The following is a 16,778-nucleotide window of genomic DNA, read 5'->3' on the forward strand; positions in this document are numbered from 1 at the left end:
TACCTCTTCATCTGAGCGTTTACTCCTCTGTTTGTAAAAAACCTACCCCTGTGAGCTACTCCCTACTCCCTGCTCCCTACTCCCTGCTCCCTCAAAAATATTTTTTTACAAAAATTTTCAAAATATGCTATAATATAATAATTTTTGTGCTACAATAAAATTGTCCCCGTTAAAATTGACGGCAAGAGCCAGCCTAACGATCTTCCTTGGGCGAAGGCTGGCTCTGGGTCCCACTTAACTGGCAAGATGCCAGTTCTACGAAGGAGATACACTTATTATGTACTATGGTAGAAACCATTACCCATGGGTAATGGTTAGGCTATTGCCACCCATGGCACCAGTGGTTTTCGCTCGGTTCGACAACCTTTGTGATGCCAAGAGGTATGTGCAGCCTCTTAAACGGCTCATGCCTGATGCTAAGTTCCTTATTTTTTTGGATATTAGTCTGCCGATGGATCAAGAATAATAGGTAGTTAAGGAATGAATAAGAGTAGAGTGGGCATCCTGCCCGCTCGAAAATAAGGAGGAAACTGGCAAGATGCCAGTTCCACCCAAGATGCCCATTCCAGAAAACTATTAAAATCATTCCATTCCACGAGCAACGCCCGAAAATAAGGAGGAAACTGGCAAGATGCCAGTTCTACGCAAGATGCCAGTTCTACGCAAGATGCCAGTTCCACCCAAGATGCCCATTCCACCAAGATGCCCGTTCCACAAAACTTTTAAAATCATTCCATTATTAACCCCCACACTAGGTGGTCGCAAAGTGCTCCCGCAGCAAATCGTGGATGAATCGATAGCGTCCACCCACTCGCTTGATCAAGCGGCGTTCTGTGGCATAGTTCAGGAAATCGGCGTAATCCCAGGGGATTGAACCACTGCGCCAGAGAATCAGGCGGAGGACGAAATGCTGAATGACGGGTGTGCCAGCAACTAAAAATCCAAATAATATTGCCATCCCAAAAGCAGCAATTAACATGGTGACTGGTTCAACATTCTCTGCCGAAACTAGACTAACTGATACAAACAATAATAAAGTTACAGGAAAACTAATTAAACTAAGAATAACGGTATTTTTAGCGGATTCTTTAATGCCCTGATTGGGTTTATTTCTGGTTTTTATTTCTTCTCCATTCAGCCCATGAATTAGCCCATAAATCAGCCCAATAATCATAATCAGCGCAGAACTTATCTGCCTATAAATTAGCCCATGAATTAGCCCATAAATCAGCCCAATAATCAGATTTATAATTATTTTTTTTCTTTCTTTCCATGAAAAATTAATAGTTTCATAAAGCTCTATTCTATCAAAAGTTAGCAAAAAACTCAGCTCAGAACTCAGCTCAGAACTCAGCCAAAAAAATAGCCCAGGAATCAGTTCATTAATCAGCCCAAAAATTAGCCACAAAAGCCCACAATTTAGACAAACAATCAGCCCAAAAATTAGCCCAGGTATCAGCCCCAAAAGCCCAAAAGTTAGACAAACAATCAGCCCAATGATTAGCCCATAAATCAGCCACCAAATCAGCTTATAAAACCACTTTTCTCGGAAATAATTCAACATATCAGGCTGCATTTTTTCAATCAAAAACTCGGTTTGTTGTCGCTCCTTCAATGCTTTAGCAAGCCAGCCTAACCAGCGTCTTGTCTTCTCTTCTGAATAACCACGACTGTTATGCTTTTCCTGTAGTTTACGGTCAATGTAATTCTTAAATAACGTTTGACGGCATTGGTTCTGATAGTCTTCCTTTGCTTTAGGATTCTTAAAATATTTCTTTCCTGGCTTCAACCCATCTCCATCCCGATAAGCATGGGGAATTAAATGTAATAGTAAGGGCATTCTGGCTAACGCTAGCAATCCTTCTGAATCTTGCTGAATTCCTGGCCAAAGGTCGTCATAATTTAACCCCTTTAAATAATTTTCTATCTGCTCATCCGTCAAAGGTTGCAGACAGACTGCTCCCCGCATCTTAAGAATTTGCTCACCAGCTTTGTATTCTTCTTCACGACAGCAGACCACAACTTTAATAATGTCTTTTAGAAACTGATTTAATTGCTGAACACATAACTTCTGTCGCTCTAAGCCCAACTCATCCAAACCATCCAGCAGAAGTAACAACTGACCGGTGGTAATCCACTCCTGAGTAATCGCTTCAGGGAGATTATAACGAGACTTTAAATTAGTCGCTAACCATTCAGCAATGGGCTGGTTGTTATCTTTCCAATCAGAAAGTTCAGCTATAATTGGAATTGGTTGGTTTTCTTGCTGCTGGGCAGATGTAATTAAATCCTTGGCCAAATCCAACAGCATGGTGGTTTTTCCAGAACCGGGCGCACCGAGAATCAAGAGTTTCCCGGCAATATCTTCTTGGTTAAATACCTCAATAACCTTTTGACCTGGTTCAGACTCTGTCGTTACTCGAAAGAACTTGCGCAACCGTTTCCACCATGGAGGAGAATTGCTAGGATTCACAGTAATTTTTTCTGGACGACCTACTTGCTCCCTTTGGTCTGCCATTACCAACTGAATCAAGTGGTCATTGTGCAGGGAGTCATCGAGGCGCATGTTAACCTCAGCTGCCATTGCTCCCAGCAAGTCCCTGCGCCATCGCTGTAAATTTCCCTGTGGAATTTTTTGAGGGATTTGAGTTTGCTTTCCTGAGCTAGTTTTGAACAAATACCACATTGTAAGGAAGGCGAAGACGTAACCAATACCTAAAATCCAGTAGACTTGTTGGAACCACTGGGTATTGTCTTGTGCTGATTTTTGAGAAACTAAATTTTCTGCTTCATGAGCTAAGAATACATAAACTATTACGCATAGACCAAATACTATAATTTTGTGAAAGAGAGTTTTTTGCTGGTCAAAGCGATTGATCAAAAGTCCGACAATACAGGTAAGTAGTCCTAGTAGTAACTGGAGTAGTCTTTGAAGGACGTTGGGATTGGTCAGAAGTTCAGCAAGGTTCATCTGTGAAGCGACCTCTGTTTTATCACTATCTTAAATTTTAACGAATTAGCGTCGATAGAGCCAATAATATAGCAATTATATGTGCCATGAGGGACAAATAGATCCCCCTAAATCCCCCTTATCAAGGGGGACTTTGAGGTTGAGAAGCGTACCTCATAAATCCTAGAAACGCTATATCAAGTCTGCTTGAATATCTATAATTAAGGAGAGGCTGGGGAGATAGGGAGATGGGGAGATTTTTATTAAGGATAATTATCCTGATTTGATATAAAAAATTAAATAGTCTAGGTAGTTTGATAAAACAGGAAAGTGGGTCGAGTGTGGTAAGTGGGGGGAGTGCGATCGCACTCAAAGTCCCCCTTATTAAGGGGGATTTAGGGGGATCCCTTTGTAGCTTATGGGAGATATAATGGCTATAAAACCTATAAGGATATTTTTATGAACGCAGAGTTTACCGCCATCATTGAGGCAGCAATAGAAGGGGGATATTGGGCAATTTGTCCTGAAATTCCTGGTGCGAATGGTCAAGGATAAACGGTTTAAGAAGCTAAATAAAGCTTGAAGAATGCAATTCAACTGATTTTTGAAGATCGTTTAGCTGATATTCGTCGAGGATTACCCAAAGAAGCAATCGAGGATACAATTTCTATACACTGGCGGTGCGTTACATTTCATTAACTACGCACTATAGATGGTGCGTTACATTTCATTAACGCACCCTACGCACTTGATTATTTCACGCTATCACCATCATCGGGAAATTTATCAGTATCTTCCAGTTCCAAGATGTCTTCTCTATTGATAACTTCATCACTAATTTCAAGGATAGTATCTGCAGAGGAAAGGTTGTTGTTGACCAGATTTTTAAGTTCTGTGTCAAACAGCTCTCTTCCTTCCTCAAAGAATCGTTTACTGCTATTGGTATTATCAACAAAGGTCAATGACTGAGCCTGGACATTAGAGACGATGCCAGCAGTTAAGCCTAGGACTGTCAAAGCTAGGGTTGTCTGTTTCCCAAACCTAGGAAGGATCTTAGTTAGGGTGGGTTTCATGATGTGACATTAATGTTTAGCACCTACTTATATTGAATCCAAATATTTTGCTAGCAATTCCGGAATATAGTCATAGCCATCTACGCCAATGACAGGAATAATTTTTGACCGTTGCTGTGCCAAAAGGGTTTGGAAGCCTTCTTGCCCCATTTGTCCTTGCAAAATACTTAACAACCCAGCTGGTTTGCGCCAATCTTCAGACCCAATTTGCTCTAATAGATAGGCTCCTAAACTAGCAGTGTAAATCACTTTCTGCCAATCTTGCTGGCTGTAGCAAGCTTGGGCTAGGTAGGCCAAATTCACCCCTTGTAAGTACAAATCCCCAGAAAATTGGGCGGCTTGCCAGCCTTGTTCTAAAAATGCGATCGCTTTTTGATACTGCTCGACCACCACATGGGCAATTCCCAAACTACTGAAACACAAGGCTTTACTTTGCCCAACTCCATAACTCCCTGCTGGAGAATCCCCCAATCGTTCTAACAATAATCGACCTTGTTCTAAATAGTTAATAGCACTTTCATACACTTCTAGTTCTGCTTGTTGGCTATCCTGAGCTTGAAACACTTCACTGTAGCCGAAATTCACGAGAGCATTCGCTTCCCCTAACCGGTCTCCAGCTTGACGAGCGAGTATTAATGCTCGTTGACTATAGTTAATGGCATCAGCATAATTTTCTTCCTCCACACAAATCCGACTGAGGTGATTGAAATTAGCAATTTCACAAAGTTTATCCCCAGCCTCACGGGCAATCTCTAAAGCTTCCTGATGGAAGCTATTGGCTTGGTCATAGGCTCCTTGGGACCAAAGGGAATAACCCAACAAGGTTAGAATGCGGGCTTTCTCCTCGGTTCGGTCTACTTGCCGCAGGGGTTCATCTAGGTAATTCAGGGCATCTTGGAGATAGTTGCCGCTAAAGTTAGCAAACACACCACCGTAGAGAGGGAAGTAGTCCCGTTGGGCAAAGGTGCGCAGAATTTGCAGACAAACCTGAAAACAGCCATTTGCGATCGCATTTCCGTAGCTACTAATTGCTGTCTGGTTCAAAACATTAGCTAACCTAGACCAAATCACAGCAAATACGATAAAGGTAGAAATCGATAACTTTGCTCCCATCTTGGAGTCGTATACCATTTTATCGAACCAATTCACCAGTCCTCGCTGCAAGCACTGGAGAATCACAGCCAATTCCACCCAAGCTTCTAGTTCCAGACTCGGTTGAGTATCTGCCCATTCATGGAAGGATTGATTGAGCGCTAGAGTTTCAAATAAAGACTGGGGTAACGGGCTATTAACCTTTTTCGCCCACAGCCCCCAAGGGCCACGCTGTTCGGGAGTGCCCTCAAATCCCAGTGAGCCTCGACTTTGGTCATAAATCCAACTGACCAGATAATCTTCCAAGCGTTGCCAAGATGCCAAACCTGCCGTAATCCCAGCCGCCAGTTGTCCAAGGTCTGTAGCAGTATCAGAATCAGAAGCTTGTTGTGCCTGTTGCTTTAGGGGTTTAGCCAGGCTCGCCAGTTGTTGTAACGTCAGGGGTGGTTGTTGATTGGGGTCAATCACTCGCAATAAAGCCGTAAAGCGCTCAGCTGGTTCAGCAGTAGTAATGAATTGAATAGCGCTAGTGATAGTTTCAGAAACTCGGTTTTCTTCCTGCCACTGTTCCCATTCACCACGAATCGTATTAAGCGCCCTGAGTTTCCGAATTGCTTTCGCTTGCTTCAACTCACTTTTAGGGTTGTCTACTTCTGCCTGAGTCATATCGAAGCGCTGATCAAGGCAACGTTCAAAAATTTCCCCGGTGCCAACCGTCACCCCCTTGACCAACATCTGATAGACCTGGGATTTAGAACGGATCTTCCCCTTCAGGGTAGTTTTGACAATGTCATCGATTAACTCAAAATAGCGATCGCTCAATCCCATCTCGTTAGACATAAACCTTTTGCCTGATCAGTGCCCACTTTCCTCAAAAATAGCTCAAAATCAGAATAGACTTCTGGCAGGTCTAGTTAACCGTCAACATGATTCGGCAATTTGACAGTAAACAAAGTCCCCTTACCCAACTCAGACTTAACGTTGATTATTCCTTGATGAGCTTCGAGAATTCGTTTGGACAGATATAGTCCTAAACCACTACCTGAGCGTTTGTGGCTACCCTGGCGAAACCGTTCAAATAACTGTTTTTGGTCTTCTGGGGATATACCAAAACCAGTATCTTCCACCTCAATCACCACCCACGACTGATTCCCTTCACTAGTCTTGGGACTATTCCTCAGACGAACCGTTACAGAACCGTTGTCAGTGAATTTAATCGCATTTCCCAACAAATTGGTGAACAGTCGATGCAATTCTAAGCGATCGCTCATCACTATCGAGTTAAGCTGCTTCGCGCTCTTATAGTCCAAAGACAGTTTTTTATCACTAGCTAGGGCAGACAGTTCTTGGATGACTTCCTCAATAACCTGTTGCACAGGAATGGCAGAGAAAGACAAATACTTCCGACCGGCTTCATAGCGATAGACTTCTAGTAACGTATTCACCATAGTCAGCAAATTGTGGTTACTGCGAGTCATGGTGACTATGGCTTCGAGCACTGGGGGTGAAATTTCTCCCAAAGCTCCCTGCTGCATAAGGTTTAGGATGCGATCTGCTGCTACTAAGGGGGTGCGCAAGTCATGGGTAAGCCGAGAGACAAAATCTTCTCGTTGCCGAGCAATTTCATCCCGTTCATCCACACTATGCTTGAGGCGCAAAAGCGATCGCACTCTGGCCAGCAATTCATCCACTTCTACTGGTTTACGAATAAAATCATCCGCCCCCATATCCAGTCCTTGGACCACACTCGGATGATCATAAGCGGTGATCAACAAAATTGGTATAAACGGTAACTTGGGATTGCTTCGGATGCGCTTGGTTACTTCAAAGCCATCCATTTCTGGCATCATCACATCCAATAGCACCAATTCCGGCGGAGATATCTCTATTTTCTCTAGGGCAACCCGACCATTCTCTGCCAAAGTAATGTCGTACCCCTCTTCTTCTAAAAGCGTCTGCAGTAGAAACAAGTTGTCAGGGGAATCATCCACAGCCAAAATGCGATCTGTTTTGGAAGGGCGGTTTAGAGGGAAAGCATTCATTGAATCATTTCGATGGTAAGTCAGAAGTGGAAACCCCTGTCATTCATGTATAGCAAGGGAAGCATGGTGAGCGGACATAGTCTTTTGCTTGAAAGGGAGCAGGGAGCAGGGAGCAGGGAGCAAAAGATCTCCTAAGCTTTGCTTCGACTGCTATATAGGGAGCGGGCTAATTAGGTGGGTCGGCAAGCCATTGCACACAGCCCCTCAGCAACTTCCCCCTTACACAAACAGCAGCCTGAGTTCGCTTCAATATGGCAAATTGTCCTTTACAGGCAAAGAAAAAATTGCGAATAGCGAAGGTCGTTGAAACCCTTAGGGATTAAAGGCTTAGTCCAATTTTTGATTTTCCTTATTTCTCACGGTCACTATGCAGGGCGTTTCAATTTTTGTAAACTGGAAGGAATGGTTTGACTTTAAACTTAATTTTTTGTAAATTATTCTGGTAACCTATGTGCGAATATGGTAAGATCAGCAGCTTATAAAGCTACATTTGCTGCACCAGTCAAAGCTCCTGAACGCTCTGGTCAAGTTACCCGAAAACCTTATCCCAACTATAAGGTAATTGTGTTAGACGATGATTTTAACACATTTCAGCATGTTCACGACTGTCTGGTCAAGTATATCCCTGGGATGACAAATGATCACGCCTGGGAACTAACCCATCAGGTTCACAACGAAGGTCAAGCCATTGTTTGGGTTGGTCCCCAGGAACAAGCGGAACTCTACCACCAACAGCTTTCTCGTGCTGGGTTAACCATGGCTCCCTTGGAGGCTACATAGTATTATGAGCCAACCCAAAGACGGCAGGCTGGTTTGGAATCACTCTACCCACATTCAGGGTCTCATTCCAGTTCTGCAACGACTCACAGATTACCCCGGTATTCAAACCATTACCCCTGCTGTCCTTGGGCGGGCAAGAAGTCACTGTCCTAAATTACAGTTAAAAGTATCAGTGCCAATTCGTGGGGGATTCAAGGTGATTGCCAGGTCTGGTAAAAGCTTTCAAGAGGTGTTCATCCTCACCAACTTGAGTAAGGTCGAACTAGAAAAAGCGATCGCTCAATCACTAAAACGATAAGTAGATAGAATTAATTCTTAATTCTTCATTCTTAATTCTCAATTCTTAATTCTCAATTCTTAATTCTCAATTCTTAATTCTCAATTCTTAATTCTTAATTCTTTATTCTTTATTCTTTATTCTTCATTCCGATTCCTCGCATGCCCCAATACTGACCCAAGTGCTGGAACCATCATCCCAATGCTCTTTTTTCCAAATCGGAGCATTATGCTTCAAGGTGTCAATAGCATACTTACAAGCTGCAAAGGCTTCTGAACGATGAGGACAGCCAATAGCGACTAACACGCTAATTTCCCCAATAGTCAACCGACCGATGCGATGATGGATTACCACCCGATTGACATCAGACCATGAGGCACGAATCTGGGCAGCAATTGAGGAAAATACCTTTAATGCCATGGGCTCATAAGCCTGATACTCTAATGTTACTACTGGTTTACCATCAGTCTGATTACGGACTGTGCCACTCATCATCACCACAGCTCCATTAGCCTGATCATCAGCAAGGGTGTAGATTTCTGATAGGGATAAGGGAGCGATGGTGATCGAAAAACTATCTACCGTTTGCTTTTCAGGGCTCTTGGGCAGGCTCTTGGGCAGGGGAGTCATTAGTGGAGAATTCTAAGAAGTGTTAAGATTAGCAACAGGCTAAGGCATTGTTTATATATAGTTGATTTATATTTGTTGGTTGGATCTAATCAATACCCAACCCTAGCGCCATGCTCCAATTTGTTTAAAATACTTTACAAATTAGGAGCAGGTGCTCTAATTTAAGATAATATACCTAAATACTATTCAAATAATATTAAATCAGAAGTTTTTTTCCCTGACAAGGGCAATTATGGCTTTGTTGTGGAGGGCTATTTCTCAGTAGCCCACAAGCATCTGCCGTTAATCAATTGATGCTACCTATCCTTAACGTCCAGCTAATTAAAGTCAAGCTCATCCTAGCTGATCAGTGATCAGTCTTACCTTGTTGAGCAACAGCTAACCTAGGGCTGATCATAACTAGGGCTGATCATAACCCGTCTGGAGATTATTTGATGGCAGCAGGAGCAGAGGCTGATGAACCAATAACCCTGGCAGACCAAGACTATTATAAAAGAATTATTGATCCTGAGCTCCAACAGGCGTTTAATGACGTTACAGCATTAGCCGCACAAATTTGCCAAACGCCCATGGCTCTGACTACCCTGATTGACAGTAACTGTCAATGGTGTAAGTCTACTCTGGGCGATTATGAAACGTCAATAAGTCAAAATACCTTTTTATCCAGCCATCGGATAGAGTCAGCTGAGGTATTGGTAGTTCAGGATACCCTAGCTGATCAACGGTTTGCCACTAATCCCTTAGTTACTGCTGAGCCTCATATTCGGTTTTATGCTGGAGTTCCCCTAATTACCTCTGAGGGATACCCTCTGGGAACACTTGCGGTAATGGATCAAGTTCCAAAGCAACTTCAGTCTCAACAGTTAGCGGGATTACAAGCCTTAAGTCGTCAACTGATAAGCCAACTGGAGCTAAAACAACAGTTAGCAGATTTACAGCAGCCTCAGCTAGAAAACCAAGGTCTTGAACATGAATTACCCCAGGTTGACCAAGAACTCCTGGATTTTTTAGAAAATGGCTGCGTTGGTCTCCATTGCGTGGATAGCAATGGCATCATCCTGTGGGCTAATCAGGCAGAGTTAGATCTGGTGGGTTACAACGCCGACGAGTATATCGGTCACCACATTGCTGAATTTTACCTGGAGCAAGAGGTGATTGACGATATCCTGGCCAGACTAACTGCTAAAGAAACCTTAAAAAACTACGAAGCCAGACTCTTGTGCAAAGATGGCTCGATTCGCCATGTGCTGATTAACTCTAATGCCCTCTGGAAAAATGGCAAATTTGTCCATACCCGATGTTTTACTCGTGACATTACTGAATGGAAACGGATCCAGGAAGAACGCGATCGCTTCTTTGACCTCTCGATAGATTTGCTGTGTATAGCGGGTTTCGATGGCTACTTTAAGCGCTTGAGCCCTTCCTTTACTAGCACCTTGGGTTACACCGAAGCGGAACTAACCAGCACCACGTTTTTCAATTTTGTCCATCCCGATGACCGAGCAGCAACTAGGGCGGAAATGGAACAATTGGGGACTGGCATCCCTACTGTCTATTTCGAGAATCGCTATCGCTGTCAAGATGGGTCTTATAAATGGCTAGCCTGGGCTGCTTATCCTGTAGTTAACGATGGTTTAATTTATGCGATCGCACGGGACATTACCGAGGCCAAACACAAGCAAGCCAGCCTCGAAGAAAGTGAAGCTCGCTTCCGGATGATGGCTGATCATGCCCCAGTGATGATCTGGATGTCAGGCACTGATAAACTTTATAACTTTTTCAATCAGCTTTGGTTGAACTTCACCGGTAAGACCCTCGAACTTGAATTGGGCAAGGGCTGGGCTGAAGGGGTGCATCCTGATGACCTAGAGTCCAGCTTCAATACCTATGTATCCGCCTTCGACGCCAGAGAAAATTTTCGCATGGAGTACCGCTTGCGACGTAGGGATGGGCAGTATCGTTGGATATTAGATATAGGCACTCCCAGATTTACCCCCAATGGGGACTTTACCGGTTACATCGGTTCTTCCATCGATATCACTGAGCGCAAACAGGCGGAAGAGGCCTTGCGTAGACAGGCTCTGATTTTTGAAAGTATCTTCGATGGGATCATAATCACCGACTTAGCCGGTAAGATAATTGATTGGAATCCCGCTTCAGCGCGAATATTCGGCTACACCAAAGCTGAGGTATTGGGTACAACTGTAGGGATTTTGCACCGACCGGAAGAGGCGACGGTTCTAACCGATCAGATTATCCAGGAGATGACCAGGTCCCGACGTTGGTCTGGGAAGATTCACTTTATTGGCAAAGATGGCAGGTGTGGGGTGTGTGAAACGGTGGTAGTACCTCTGTATGATCAGCAAGACAATATGGTGGCCACCATTGGTCTTAACCATGATATAACCGAGCGGGAGCAAAATCAGCAGGAATTGTATCAAAGCGAGGCTCGCTATCGCGCTATTGTCGAAGATCAAACCGAACTCATCTGTCGTTTCCGTCCTGATGGAACTCTTACCTTTGTCAATGGTGCCTACTGTCGCTATTTCAGCAAGTCAGAGGAAGAGTTGATTGGGCAACGGTTTTTGCCATTGATTCCCAATGAGGATATCAAAAGGCTAGAAAAGTGTATTACTTCTCTAAGCCCTGAGAATCCGGTAGAAACGGTTGAACACCGGGTGATTATGCCCACAGGAGAGATGCGCTGGCAGCAGTGGAGCGATCGTGCCATCTTTAACGAGCAGGGTCAATTAATTGAGCTCCAGGCAGTAGGACGGGACATCACTGAACACAAGCACGCAGACGAGCAACTTTTGCAAAAGTCTCAGGCTCTGGAAACCTTTAGTAACAACCTCAAACACTTACATCGGCTGAATACCACCAATTACCAAAACTTTGAGCTGCTGTATGCTGACTATCTGGAGACGGGATGTAAAATTTTAGGGATGCCCACTGGCATTATAAGTCAAGTACACCTTAATTCCTACACCATCCTGTCGGTCAGGTCTGATCTAGAAGGGTTAGTAGCTGGCTCAGAGTTTGAATTAAAAAATACCTATTGTGCTGTTGTCGTTCACGAAAAAAAGACCATTGCCTATACTCATGTAGGTGACATGGAACTGATGCACGCTCATCCAGTCTACCAAACTCTAAAACTTGAGTCCTATATCGGCACTCCTATATTTGTCTATGGTGAAGTCTACGGCTCCCTGAATTTTTCCTCAACCCAGGTAAGAGAAACGGATTTCCAGCCTCACGAACGGGAAATTGTAGAATTAATGGCTCAAAGTCTTGGTCGATTGATTGCAGCTCATCAAGCAGAAATAGAGCGCCAACAGGCAGAAGCTGCACTGCTCGAGAGTGAATCGACCCTGCGTAGTTTCTTCAACAGTTCCGCACTATTGATGGGGGTCGTGGAACTTCTGGATGATGACATCCTGCATATTTCTGATAATAAGAGTACGGCGGATTTTTTCGGGACTACACCCGAGGCCATGCAGAATCGGTTAGCCAGTGACCTGGGGGCACCCAAAACTCATATCCGTCGGTGGATTACCCATTACCGAGAAAGCCAACAAAGCAATCAGCCCATTTCCTTCGAGTATGATCACACCACTGAAACCGATACCCGGTGGTTATGCGCTACTGTATGCCCAATTCCCGACACAACCGCTCCTCACCCCCGATTTTCCTATGTGGTGGATGACATTACTGACCGTAAGTTAGCAGAGCAAGAACTCCAGCGCCAAAATCAGCGATCGCAATTGTTTTCAGAAATTACCCTGAAAATCCGCCAGTCTCTACAACTGGAGCAGATTTTGCAAACGGCGGTTACAGAAGTGCAACAATTTCTCAAGGCTGACCGAGTTGTACTCTTCCAACTGAGTTTTGATGGCTGGGGGAAAGTGCTTCAAGAAGCAGTAGTACCTCGTTGGCCAATCATGCTCGGACAAAGCATCGAAGATCCTTGCTTTCATGAAGAGTACCTGGATCAGTATCGTCAGGGAAGGGTTAGCAACATCTGTGACTTAGAAAACTCTGATATCGAAGCTTGCCATGTAGAAATGCTGCAACAGTTTGGGGTAAAAGCTAACCTAGTGGTACCAATTCAGCAACAAGACAAACTTTGGGGTTTGTTGATTGCCCATCAGTGTTCGAATCCACGACCATGGACTAACTTTGAAAGTGAATTGTTGCAACAACTGGCCGACCAAATTGGTATTGCCTTAGCCCAAGCCCAGCTTTTAGAAACAGAAACCCGTCAGCGTCAGGAACTTGCCCGTTCTAATGCTGAACTACAAGAGTTTGCCTATGTAGCATCCCATGACCTGCAAGAACCCCTGCGCAAGATTCGGGCATTTGGCGATCGCCTTCAGACCAGGTATCATGAACAGTTAACAGAGCAGGGGCAGGACTACCTGATACGGATGCAGAATGCTGCAGAACGGATGCAGGTGTTAATCAGTGACTTGCTTAGCCTTTCCCGGGTGACCACCAAGGCAAGACCTTTGGTTGCCACTGATCTGGCTCAAGTGGTACAAGAGGTACTCTCTGATTTAGAACTACGTATCCAGCAATCTGGTGGCGTAGTGGAAGTCGGTGAACTACATACTATTGAAGCTGATCCCCTGCAAATGCGTCAACTTTTGCAAAACCTGATCAGTAACGGACTTAAATTCCGACCAGAACAAAGAGGTAACCTCGTTACAATTTATAGTCAACTGATTCAGGAAAGTGTTCCCTTAAGTTATGGAGGCGCAACCGTTAATCAGCGTTGTCAGATTATAGTTGAAGACAATGGTATTGGGTTTAACCCCGAGTATCGCGATCGCATTTTCCAAACCTTTCAACGGCTCCATGGTCGTAGCGACTATGAAGGAACCGGTATCGGTCTAGCTATCTGCCGTAGAATTGTTGAGCGCCATAATGGTAGCATCATGGCAGAAAGCACACCAAGACAGGGGGCTAGGTTTATTGTTACGGTGCCGATTAAACAAAGTTGAAGATTAAAGGTTAAAGGTTAAAGGTTAAAGGTGAAAAGTTAAAGGTTGTTCCCGTAGCGTGGCCTTTTGGCCAAGGTTAAACGTTAAATAATCAAAACATACTAGTAGTTGAGTGACTAATCAATAAAATACCTCAAATTTATCCCTTTATACTTCATAATACCTTCATATTTCCTTTATAATTCCTTTATAATTCCTTTATAATTTTTGGTCGAGGAGATAATGCTTAGTGAATGAAAGCCGAAATCCCGTGGTAATTTTAATGGCAGATGATGATCCGGATGATTGCCTTTTGGCAAGGGAGGCTCTCTTAGAGAGTCAGTTGACCAATGAGCTATACTTTGTCAGTGATGGCGAGGAATTGATGGATTATCTGTATCACCGTGGTAAACACAGGCAGGCGAGCATGTCCCCTCGTCCAAGTTTAATCCTACTGGATTTGAATATGCCGAAAAAAGATGGTCGTGAGGCCCTCAGAGAAATTAGGGCTGACCCTAATCTACGAGTTATACCAGTTGTGGTGCTGACTACCTCAAAGGCTGAAGAAGATATTTATCATAGTTATAACTTAGGAGCAAATTCTTTCATCGTTAAGCCTGTCACCTATAGTTCCCTAATTGAGGTGATGCAAACGTTAAAAAAGTACTGGTTGGACATCGCGGAATTGCCCCCGGAAGGGAATAGATTGCCCTAAAAAACTACCATGAGTAAATGCTCACAACCGAAACCTGAACGTTCTGATGTTTCTTCTGATGTTTCTACTGTATCACTAAATACTGATCCACTCAGGACTATTTCCAAAACCGACCCTCATCAATGCTCGTTGCTCACAAACCTGGCAAATTGCTTACCCCAATCAGAAGTTAGAAACCACTCTCGACTAATTTCCTTTTCAGAAGTTAGAAACCACTCTCGACTAATTTCCTTCGATTCCTTCGGTGCCAGACCAATGTACAACCTTTTGGTTAATGTATTACTCGTTGATGATGACGAAGATGACTATATTCTAACTCGTGATTTACTGTCGGAAAACCAGAGGACTAGATTTAGCTTGACTTGGGTGGAGACCTATGCTAAGGGCTTAGAAATGATTGGTCAGAACCACCATGATGTTTATCTACTGGACTACCGTCTTGGTGAGCATAATGGACTTGAACTCCTGGGTGAAGCCATTGCCAGGGGGTGTACAGCACCGATTATCCTCCTAACTGCTCAGGGAGACCATGAGGTTGACATGGAAGCCATGAAAGCTGGGGCAGCCGATTACCTGGATAAGAGTCAGCTCAGAGCACCTTTACTAGAGCGTTCCATCCGCTATGCCCTTGAGCGTCAGCAAGCACAACAAAAAATTCGGGAACAAGCGGCGTTGTTGGATGTGGCAACCGATGCCATTCTGGTTCGGAATCTAGACAATACTATCTCATTTTGGAATAAAGGGGCCGAGTGTCTCTATGGTTGGCAGGCAGCAGAAGTGATTGGGAAAAAAGAGCATCTACTGCTGTACGAACAAGCACCAGCTGACCTAGCCGAGGCAGACCAAAGTGTTGCCAAAACAGGGGAGTGGTATGGTGAGTTGAATCAAGTCACCAAAGATGGCAAAGAAATTATTGTTGAAAGTCGCTGGACTTTGGTGCAAAATCCTCAGGGACAGGCCAAATCAATCTTGATTGTCAATACTAATATAACTGAGAAGAAACAACTGGAAACTCAGTTTCTCCACGCTCAGCGCATGGAGAGCATTGGTACCTTAGCTGGGGGCATCGCCCATGACCTGAACAACTTATTAGCTCCTATTCTAATGTCCGCTCAACTGTTGCAGCTTAAAATCTCAGATCAGCGGCATGTGCAACTCCTAAAAACTGTAGAGAATAATGCTAGGCGCGGGGCTGGTTTAGTCAAGCAAGTTTTATCGTTTGCTCGGGGTGTTACAGGTCAACGAACGGTTTTACAAGTTAGGCATTTGATTCGGGAAATTCGACACATTATCCTAGAAACATTTCCCAGATCTATTGAACTGTCTACGGATATCGACCCTAATCTTTGGTCTGTATCTGGAGATGCCACACAACTGCACCAAGTGTTGATGAACCTCTGCATCAATGCTCGTGATGCTATGGTTGATGGTGGAACCTTGACATTGTCTGCCCAAAATATTTTTTTAGATCAAAACTATGCCAGGATGCATATTGATGCCGATGTCGGTCCCTACATTGTGGTGACCGTTGCTGATACTGGCATTGGTATTCCCTTGAAAATACAGCCGAGAATTTTCGAGCCATTTTTCACTACTAAAGAAATCGGTCAAGGTACAGGACTGGGTTTGTCTACGGTCAGAGGTATTGTTAAAAGTCACAGCGGTTTTGTGAATGTGTATAGTGAAGTGGGGGTAGGTACTCACTTTAAAGTATATTTGCCAGCAGTAGAATACTCCCCAATTCCTGCCGAGGAAAAACTAGAACTACCCACAGGAAACGGTGAGTTGATTTTAGTGGTAGATGACGAAGCCGCTATTGGTGAGATTACCAAGACGTCCTTAGAAAACTATGGCTATAGGGTGATGAGTAGCAGGGATGGTAGGGAAGCGATCGCACTCTATAGGCAACATCAGGATGATATTAGCTTGGTGCTGATGGATATGATGATGCCAGTTATGGATGGACCAGCAACTATCCTTCGATTGCAAGAAATTAACTCCGAGATCAAAATTATTGGCATCAGTGGGTTGCCTATCAGTGATAAAGTCGATGCGGCGGCTGAAGCTGGAGTTAAAACCTTTTTGTCAAAGCCTTACACCGCTAAGGAATTATTGCAGGCTATTGATCGTGTGCTTAAAGGTCGTTAATTGTGGTGAGTATAAAGTTCTGGGTTTTTCGGAGCAGGGAGCAGGGAGCAGGGAGCAGGGAGCAGGGAGCAGGGAGCAGGGAGCAGGGA

General features: G+C 44.1%; 12 protein-coding genes and 2 pseudogenes. 8 read left to right on the forward strand and 6 right to left on the reverse strand.

What is annotated here, in order from left to right; genetic code table 11:
• Positions 1-277 precede the first annotated feature (277 nt).
• Entirely contained in the window at positions 278-466 is a 189-nt protein-coding gene (locus BJP37_RS19310) for a hypothetical protein (protein ID WP_075901177.1), read from the forward strand.
• A gap of 7 nt (positions 467-473) precedes the next feature.
• Here the strand turns inward: BJP37_RS19310 and BJP37_RS36885 are convergent, their stop codons facing one another.
• On the reverse strand, positions 474-701 hold the full coding sequence (locus BJP37_RS36885) for a hypothetical protein (RefSeq protein ID WP_143727689.1): 228 nt from the start codon (positions 699-701) through the stop codon (positions 474-476).
• Between the two features lie 50 nt (positions 702-751).
• Positions 752-2,971: an NACHT domain-containing protein gene (locus BJP37_RS19315; RefSeq protein WP_075901179.1), complete on the reverse strand. Its 2,220-nt coding sequence runs from the start codon at positions 2,969-2,971 to the stop codon at positions 752-754.
• A 438-nt stretch (positions 2,972-3,409) separates the two neighbouring features.
• Here BJP37_RS19315 and BJP37_RS45105 point away from each other — a divergent pair.
• A pseudogene (locus BJP37_RS45105) lies at positions 3,410-3,649 on the forward strand (type II toxin-antitoxin system HicB family antitoxin).
• Positions 3,650-3,702: 53 nt separating this feature from the next.
• On the opposite strand, the gene BJP37_RS19325 reads toward BJP37_RS45105, so the two are convergent.
• The 3 genes from BJP37_RS19325 to BJP37_RS19335 all read right to left on the reverse strand — a co-directional run bounded on the left by BJP37_RS19325 (position 3,703) and on the right by BJP37_RS19335 (position 7,157).
• The gene (locus BJP37_RS19325; RefSeq protein ID WP_075901183.1) at positions 3,703-4,023 is read right to left on the reverse strand and encodes a hypothetical protein; all 321 of its coding nucleotides are present in this window, start codon (positions 4,021-4,023) and stop codon (positions 3,703-3,705) included.
• Between the two features lie 27 nt (positions 4,024-4,050).
• Positions 4,051-5,955 carry a tetratricopeptide repeat protein gene (locus BJP37_RS19330; protein ID WP_075901185.1) on the reverse strand — a complete coding sequence of 635 codons (1,905 nt, stop codon included), beginning with the start codon at positions 5,953-5,955 and terminating at the stop codon, positions 4,051-4,053.
• Between the two features lie 74 nt (positions 5,956-6,029).
• Positions 6,030-7,157, reverse strand: coding sequence for a sensor histidine kinase (locus BJP37_RS19335; RefSeq protein WP_075901187.1), 1,128 nt, complete (start codon positions 7,155-7,157; stop codon positions 6,030-6,032).
• A gap of 459 nt (positions 7,158-7,616) precedes the next feature.
• Here BJP37_RS19335 and clpS point away from each other — a divergent pair, with 459 nt between their 5' ends.
• A complete protein-coding gene (clpS, locus tag BJP37_RS19340; RefSeq protein ID WP_075901189.1) occupies positions 7,617-7,937 on the forward strand; it encodes an ATP-dependent Clp protease adapter ClpS in 321 nt (106 codons plus the stop codon).
• 4 nt (positions 7,938-7,941) lie between these two features.
• Positions 7,942-8,235 carry a DUF2103 domain-containing protein gene (locus BJP37_RS19345; protein WP_008186027.1) on the forward strand — a complete coding sequence of 98 codons (294 nt, stop codon included), beginning with the start codon at positions 7,942-7,944 and terminating at the stop codon, positions 8,233-8,235.
• Positions 8,236-8,358: 123 nt separating this feature from the next.
• Here BJP37_RS19345 and BJP37_RS19350 read toward each other — a convergent pair whose 3' ends face one another.
• Positions 8,359-8,844 carry a molybdenum cofactor biosynthesis protein MoaE gene (locus BJP37_RS19350; protein ID WP_075901191.1) on the reverse strand — a complete coding sequence of 162 codons (486 nt, stop codon included), beginning with the start codon at positions 8,842-8,844 and terminating at the stop codon, positions 8,359-8,361.
• A gap of 569 nt (positions 8,845-9,413) precedes the next feature.
• Here BJP37_RS19350 and BJP37_RS45110 point away from each other — a divergent pair.
• From BJP37_RS45110 to BJP37_RS19365, 4 genes and pseudogenes are all read left to right on the forward strand, one after another.
• Positions 9,414-12,131 (forward strand): annotated as a pseudogene (locus tag BJP37_RS45110) (PAS domain S-box protein); the annotation flags it as partial.
• Between the two features lie 117 nt (positions 12,132-12,248).
• Positions 12,249-13,847 carry a PAS domain-containing sensor histidine kinase gene (locus BJP37_RS45115; RefSeq protein ID WP_438941538.1) on the forward strand — a complete coding sequence of 533 codons (1,599 nt, stop codon included), beginning with the start codon at positions 12,249-12,251 and terminating at the stop codon, positions 13,845-13,847.
• 262 nt (positions 13,848-14,109) lie between these two features.
• Positions 14,110-14,541, forward strand: coding sequence for a response regulator (locus tag BJP37_RS19360; RefSeq protein WP_075906268.1), 432 nt, complete (start codon positions 14,110-14,112; stop codon positions 14,539-14,541).
• Positions 14,542-14,796: 255 nt separating this feature from the next.
• The gene (locus tag BJP37_RS19365; RefSeq protein WP_075906270.1) at positions 14,797-16,689 is read left to right on the forward strand and encodes a hybrid sensor histidine kinase/response regulator; all 1,893 of its coding nucleotides are present in this window, start codon (positions 14,797-14,799) and stop codon (positions 16,687-16,689) included.
• Positions 16,690-16,778 lie beyond the last annotated feature (89 nt).

The sequence above is a fragment of the Moorena bouillonii PNG genome (genome assembly GCF_001942495.1).
Classification (GTDB): domain Bacteria; phylum Cyanobacteriota; class Cyanobacteriia; order Cyanobacteriales; family Coleofasciculaceae; genus Moorena; species Moorena bouillonii.